At 73.1% G+C, this 5,637-nt stretch carries 6 protein-coding genes and 1 pseudogene; 3 read left to right on the forward strand and 4 right to left on the reverse strand.

The annotated features are described in order from the left end of the window. A partial coding sequence (locus tag AC13HU_RS31010; protein WP_483045298.1) for an MFS transporter occupies nt 1-1,122 on the reverse strand: 1,122 nt, incomplete at its 3' end. 234 nt (nt 1,123-1,356) lie between these two features. On the opposite strand from AC13HU_RS31010, the gene AC13HU_RS31015 reads away from it, so the two are divergent. After that, nucleotides 1,357-2,250 (forward strand): fructosamine kinase family protein, encoded by an 894-nt coding sequence (locus AC13HU_RS31015; RefSeq protein WP_483045299.1) that lies wholly within the window; start codon nt 1,357-1,359, stop codon nt 2,248-2,250. A 141-nt stretch (nt 2,251-2,391) separates the two neighbouring features. Beyond that, nucleotides 2,392-2,601, forward strand: a pseudogene (locus AC13HU_RS31020) (LLM class F420-dependent oxidoreductase); the annotation flags it as partial. A 10-nt stretch (nt 2,602-2,611) separates the two neighbouring features. Here AC13HU_RS31020 and tgmC read toward each other — a convergent pair. After that, on the reverse strand, nt 2,612-3,733 hold the full coding sequence (tgmC, locus tag AC13HU_RS31025) for an ATP-grasp peptide maturase system methyltransferase (protein WP_483045300.1): 1,122 nt from the start codon (nt 3,731-3,733) through the stop codon (nt 2,612-2,614). Continuing rightward, nucleotides 3,726-3,929, reverse strand: a complete 204-nt coding sequence (locus tag AC13HU_RS31030) for a hypothetical protein (RefSeq protein ID WP_483045301.1) — start codon at nt 3,927-3,929, stop codon at nt 3,726-3,728. The genes tgmC and AC13HU_RS31030 overlap by 8 nt, the downstream gene beginning before the upstream one ends. 65 nt (nt 3,930-3,994) lie before the next feature. Here AC13HU_RS31030 and AC13HU_RS31035 point away from each other — a divergent pair, with 65 nt between their 5' ends. Continuing rightward, nucleotides 3,995-4,738, forward strand: a complete 744-nt coding sequence (locus AC13HU_RS31035; protein WP_483045302.1) for an SDR family oxidoreductase — start codon at nt 3,995-3,997, stop codon at nt 4,736-4,738. Between the two features lie 51 nt (nt 4,739-4,789). Here AC13HU_RS31035 and sigJ read toward each other — a convergent pair. Then, a partial coding sequence (gene sigJ, locus AC13HU_RS31040) for an RNA polymerase sigma factor SigJ (protein ID WP_483045303.1) occupies nt 4,790-5,637 on the reverse strand: 848 nt, incomplete at its 5' end.

Genomic DNA, 5,637 nt, shown 5'->3' on the forward strand with positions numbered 1-5,637 from the left:
CACCGCGCCCATGACCGAGATGCCGGCCGCGAGACTGCCGAGCGAGGCGGCCGCCGACACCACCAGCGGCCCGCCGGCGCTGCCGGAGTCCGCGCACAGCCGCCACACGCCGAGGAACTGCGAGCGGGTCTCCGGCGGCGCGACGTCCGCGCCGAGGGTCATCAGGATGCCGCTGCCGATCCCGTTGCCGAAGCCCATGAGCATCGCCACCACGGTCAGTTCGGCGAGGGTGTGGGTCAGCGGCAGGGCGGCCTGGGAGGCGCCGAGCACCAGCATCGACGGCACCGCGATCCACAGCCGGCCCCAGCGGTCCATCACCCGGCCCGAGGGGTAGAAGGTCAGCGTGTCGATCAGCCCGGCGATGCCGAACACGACGCTGGTGGAGGACGCGCTCTGGCCCAGGTGTTCGGCCCACAGCGGCAGCACGGTCTGCCGGGTCGCCCGGACCGAGCCGACCAGGAGGACCGCGAGGCCGAGGGTGAGGAAGACCTTCCGGTGGTCGCGCAGCACCGCGCGCACCGGCACGGGCTTCTTGCCGCCGCGGGCCGCGGGCTCGACGACATCGGGCACGGTGAGCAGGACCACGACGGTGGCGGCCGTGCACGCCAGCGCCAGCCAGTAGATGTCGTGCACCGGACGGCCGCCGGTCAGTACGGCCGCGCCGAGGAACGGCCCGACGAAGGCCCCCACTCGCCCCATGCCGCCGAGCGTCGACAGCGCCCGCGCCCGCAGGTGCGGGGGCACGGCCTCGGTCAGATAGGACTGCCGGGCCAGCATGATCACGGCGTTGGACGCCCCGGTGACGGTGACCGCCAGCGCCAGCTGCCAGACGTTGCGGGCCAGCGCGCACCCGCTCAGGGTGACCGCCGTGACGCCCGAGGCGACGAGCATCGCCTTGCGGTCGCCCAGCCGCGCCGCCAGCGCCCCGGCCGGCACGTCGCCGAGGATCTGCCCGACCCCCAGCAGCGCGAGCACGAGCCCCGCGGTGCCGACGCCCGCGCCGAGCGCCCGGCCGCTGAGCGCCAGTACGGGCGCGAGCGCGCCCATGCCGGTCTCGAAGATCAGTACCGGCAGGAACACCGCCGGTATCAGGCTTTTCAGCGACACCGGCTGCGAGCTCACCTGCTGATTCCCACCCTCGTGCCGACGCGTCCGGACCAGGGCCCCGCCTCGGGTCGGCCGCGGCCCGTACCTGATTCAACAACAGGCCCGTTCCGGCCCGGGAGGGGGCCCGCGCGGCGTACGGTTCGCCCGCAGCGAGATCGTCCTGACCGCGCGGAGCGGCGAGGCCGGTCCGGCGGTGGCACTGGCCGCGGAGGGCCGGGGCGTGGAACGGTGGGCGGCCGGAGGGCGCGTGTGAGGAATCGGGGGGACGAGATGGCGAAGCGGTGGCAGGACCTGCCGGGTGCCTACGCGGGTGAGGTCGTCGCGGACGAGCCGCTCAGCGGAGGGGCCGTGAACGATGTACGGCGGCTGACGCTCGCCGACGGCACCTGTGTCGTGCTCAAGAGCTCGGAACAGGCCCCTCCTGACCTGTACGCCCAGGAAGCGGCGGGCCTGCGGACGCTGCGGGAGCAGGGCGGACTGCGCACCCCGCAGGTGATCGAGGTGAGCGCCCGCCATCTCCTGCTGGAGGCGTTGGAGCCGGCGCCCGCTGACGGGGACGCCTTCTGGGCAGAGGCGGGCCGCGCCGTCGCCCGCCTCCACACCGTCCGCGGCGACCACGGCGACCACGGCGACCGCTTCGGATGGCACACCGACGGATGGCTGGGGCTCCTCCCCCAGCAGAACGCCTGGACCGACGACGGCCACGAGTTCTTCGCCGAGCACCGAGTGCTGCGCTACCTCCGCGAACCGAAGGTGTACGCCACGCTCGACCCCGCCGACCTGGCGGGCCTGGAGCGGATCTGCGACCGCCTTCCCCAACTGGTGCCCGGCGGACCCGCGGTGCTCAACCACGGTGACCTGTACCAGGGCAACGTCGTGGCCACGTCCGACGGCGCCCCGGCCTTCATCGACCCCGCGGTGTGCTGGATGTGGGCGGAGTCCGAGCTCAGCATGATGTACTGCACCGGCCGGCCGCCGGAGTCCTTCTTCGCCGCCTACCACGAGGTCCTGCCGCCGGCGGACGGCTGGCGGGATCGGATGCCGCTGCTGCACCTGCGTGAACTCATCAGCACGATCGCCCACTTCGGCGCGTGGGGCGACTGCGTGCCGCGGATACGGGACGTGATCCGACGGTTCGGCTGAGACCGACCAGCAAATGGAGGGCGGCGTCCCCCCGGGACCACGGCAGCCCGTACGCACAGCTCCATACAGCTCCATACAGCCGACACGAGACTGTCGCGGAGAACGGTAATTCGCGTCCGCACAGGGCTCGTTGGACACGACATGACCATGGGAGTGACACTCGCCGCGACCGACGCCGGCAACCAGATCGACACCACCGTACGGCTCGCCGAGGAGACCGCGGCGGCCGGGCTGCGGTCCGCCTGGTTCGGGCAGACCTTCGGCGCCGACTCGCCCCAACTCGCCGCGATCGTCGGGCGGGAGGTGCCCGGCCTACAGGTGGGCACCTCCGCGATCCCCGTCTTCGGGCGCCGGCTCGCGGTTACGCCCAGGCGAGACGTTGACCGTCAGGGCCGACGTGCAGCCGCATCGCATCGGCAGGCGGTCGCCCGTCCGCCTGCCACCGCGTGACGCGTTCGGCGATCTGATCCCACAGGCGCGCCGGACCGCCTTGCCGGACCATCCACCGCGCCCCGTCCCGGAAGACGAACGCCCACGATTCGGCGTCCACGTCGATCACGACGTGTTCGGTCCGGCCGTCCCTTTCGAGCGCGAGGCGCTGCGCGCGGGACACGGCGAACTGCGCGACGAACCGGGCCGTCCAGTCGTCGAGCATGTCCGCGCCGAATTCCGTGGGCACTACGTCGCCCTCGCTGAGATTCGGCAGCATCCCGAACGGGGGCGGAAGGTGTGGGCGGGCCAGCATGAACGAGACCTGCCCGCCGAGAACCGGGCCGCCGGCCGTGCCGTCGTCGGCGACCGTGAGCCGTACGAGTTCGGATGCGTGCATCCATCCGCCTACCGTGACCAGGACCTCACCGCCGGGCCGGGTCTGCGCGAGCCAGTCGGCCGGCACGGTGTGCACGCCGCATGCCGCGATCACCCGGTCATACGGGCCGCTCTCCTCGCAGCCCGCCAGGCCGTCACCGACCACGCGAGCAGGCCAGTAGCCGGCGCCCGCGAGCGCCAGTCCCGCGCGCGCGGACACCTCTCCGTCGACTTCGACCGTGGTCACGTTGTCCTCGCCGACGACATGGCAGAGCAGCGCGGTTGCGTAGCCCGTGCCCGTGCCGATCTCCAGTACGCGCGCCCCCTCGGTCGCCCGCAGCTCTTCGAGCATCCGCACGACGAGACCCGGCAGGGTGGACGACGACGAGGGGGCCGCCGCGATGCGCCCCTCGACCTGGTCGGGGAAGACGCCCCCGGCCACCTGTGTCACGAGGGTGTCGTCTTCGTAGATCCGCGCGAGACCGGCCGCAGAGTCGCCGGACGCGGGCCGGTACCAGCCGCCGTCTTCGTACTCGAACCAGCCGCGCGCGAGGAACGCCTCGCGGGGCACGGACAACACGGCCGCTTCCCATTCGGGGCTGCGCAGTGCGCCGGCCTTGGTGAGGTGCCGCGCGAGGTCGGCGCGGAGGTGTTCCGAGGGCAGCGGTTCAGTCATGACGGCTCGCTCCGTTCTCCATCAGGTCTGCGATTGCGGTTGTGACCGGCAGTCCGGCCGCGTCTTCGAGCCACGCCCATTGGCCGTTGGGGTTGCACTCCAGAAACCACCAGGCACCGTCCGGGGTCACGGCGAAGTCGAAGGCGCCGAAGCTCAGCCCGAAGTCTCCGAGGAACCGCACCAGGGCGCCGCGCATCGGCGGCGGGTGCGGGCGTAGGCTGCCCGGCGGACGGTGCCGGGTGGATGAACGGGGAGAGTCTCATGGGGGTGCTCGCAGGCAAGGCTGCCGTGGTGACCGGCGGGTCGCGGGGTATCGGCCGGGCGATCGTGGAGCGGCTGGCCCGGGACGGGGCCGAGGTGGTGTTCACGTACGCGCGCAACGCGGCGGCCGCGGCGGAGGTGGCGCGGGGTGTCGCGGACGCGGGTGGCCGGGCCCATGGCGTGCAGCTCGACCTGGGCGAACCCGGCGGCGCGGAACGGCTGATGGCCGATGCGGTGGGCCGGCTGGGCGGCCTGGACATCCTCGTCAACAACGCCGCGACGAGCTTCACACCGGCGCCGCTCGCCGACACCGAAGAGGCGATCTTCGACCAGGTGATGGCGGTCAACGCCAAGTCCACGTTCCTGACGATGCGTTACGCGGCACGGCACATGCGCGACGGCGGGCGGGTCGTCAACATCTCGACGCTCAACACGCAGCGTCCAGCGCCGGGCAGCGCGCCGTACGCCGCGAGCAAGGGCGCGATCGAGCAACTGACCGCCGTGGGCGCGCGGGAACTCGGGGCGCGCGGGATCACCGTCAACACGGTGTCGCCCGGCGCGACGGACACCGATCTGCTGCGCGAGGCCAACCCGGGCGCGGACTTCGGCCCGGTGGTCAAGATCACCCCGCTGGGCCGGCTCGGCCAACCCGCCGATATCGCCGACGTGGTGGCCTTCCTCGCCGGCCCGGACGGCCGCTGGCTCACCGGCCAGAACCTCCGCGCGACCGGCGGCCTCACCTGACGCGGCGCGGCCACGGTCCCCACCCGGCCGCAAAGCCGCGCCGCGACCACCTCAACTCCCCATCCACGGGCGGAGCTTGGCAGGGTTGCGGACCGCCCACACGTTCCTGACCCGGTCGTCCGCTACGTCGATCGCCAGCACCGCCACGGTGGCGCCCTCGTACCGGAGCAGCAGACCGGGCCGGCCGTTGACCGTGCGCTCCAGGATCGTCAGGCCGTCCGCCTGGCGTACGAGGCCGATGAAGTACTCCGCGACCGGTTCGCCGCCGTGGAGGGGGTGCAGCAGGGCCGCGACGACGCCACCGCCGTCGCCGATCGCCGTGACCTCGGGGTCGAGCAGACCGATCATGGCCTCGACGTCCTTGGCCTCCCACGCCTCCTTGAACTCCCGGACGATCTGGGCGCGTCGGGCGGTCGGCGTCGCCGGGACCCGCGACGCGCGGACGCGGCGGCGGGCCGACGTGGCCAGCTGGCGGCAGGCCGCCGGGGTACGGCCGACGATCTCGGCCACTTCGGGGAAGGGGTACCGGAAGACGTCGTGCAGGACGAACGCCACGCGCTCGGCCGGGGTCATCGCTTCGAGTACGACGAGGAACGCCATGGTGAGCGACTCGTCGAGGGTGACCCGGTCGGCCGGGTCCACGTCGGCGCCGCCCGACCAGCCGCTGATCCACTCCGTGCGGTCGGGCACCGGCTCCGGAATCCACTCGCCGACGTAGCGCTCCCGCCGGGCCCGCGCGGAGCCGAGCAGGTCCAGGCAGATCCGGCCGGCGACCTTCGTCAGCCAGCCGCCGGTGGACTCGATCGCCCCCTGCTGCTGCGGCGACATCGCGTACCAGCGGGCGTACGTCTCCTGCACGACGTCCTCGGCGTCGGCGAGGGAGCCGAGCAGCCGGTACG

Source organism: Streptomyces sp. NH27, assembly GCF_056859195.1.

What these genes read in the sequence shown, in the direction of transcription:
- tgmC (WP_483045300.1), bottom strand. Translation starts at nt 3,733, where the DNA reads ATGACTGAACCGCTGCCCTCGGAACACCTCCGCGCCGACCTCGCGCGG.
- AC13HU_RS31035 (WP_483045302.1), top strand. Translation starts at nt 3,995, where the DNA reads ATGGGGGTGCTCGCAGGCAAGGCTGCCGTGGTGACCGGCGGGTCGCGG.
- AC13HU_RS31030 (WP_483045301.1), bottom strand. Translation starts at nt 3,929, where the DNA reads ATGCGCGGCGCCCTGGTGCGGTTCCTCGGAGACTTCGGGCTGAGCTTC.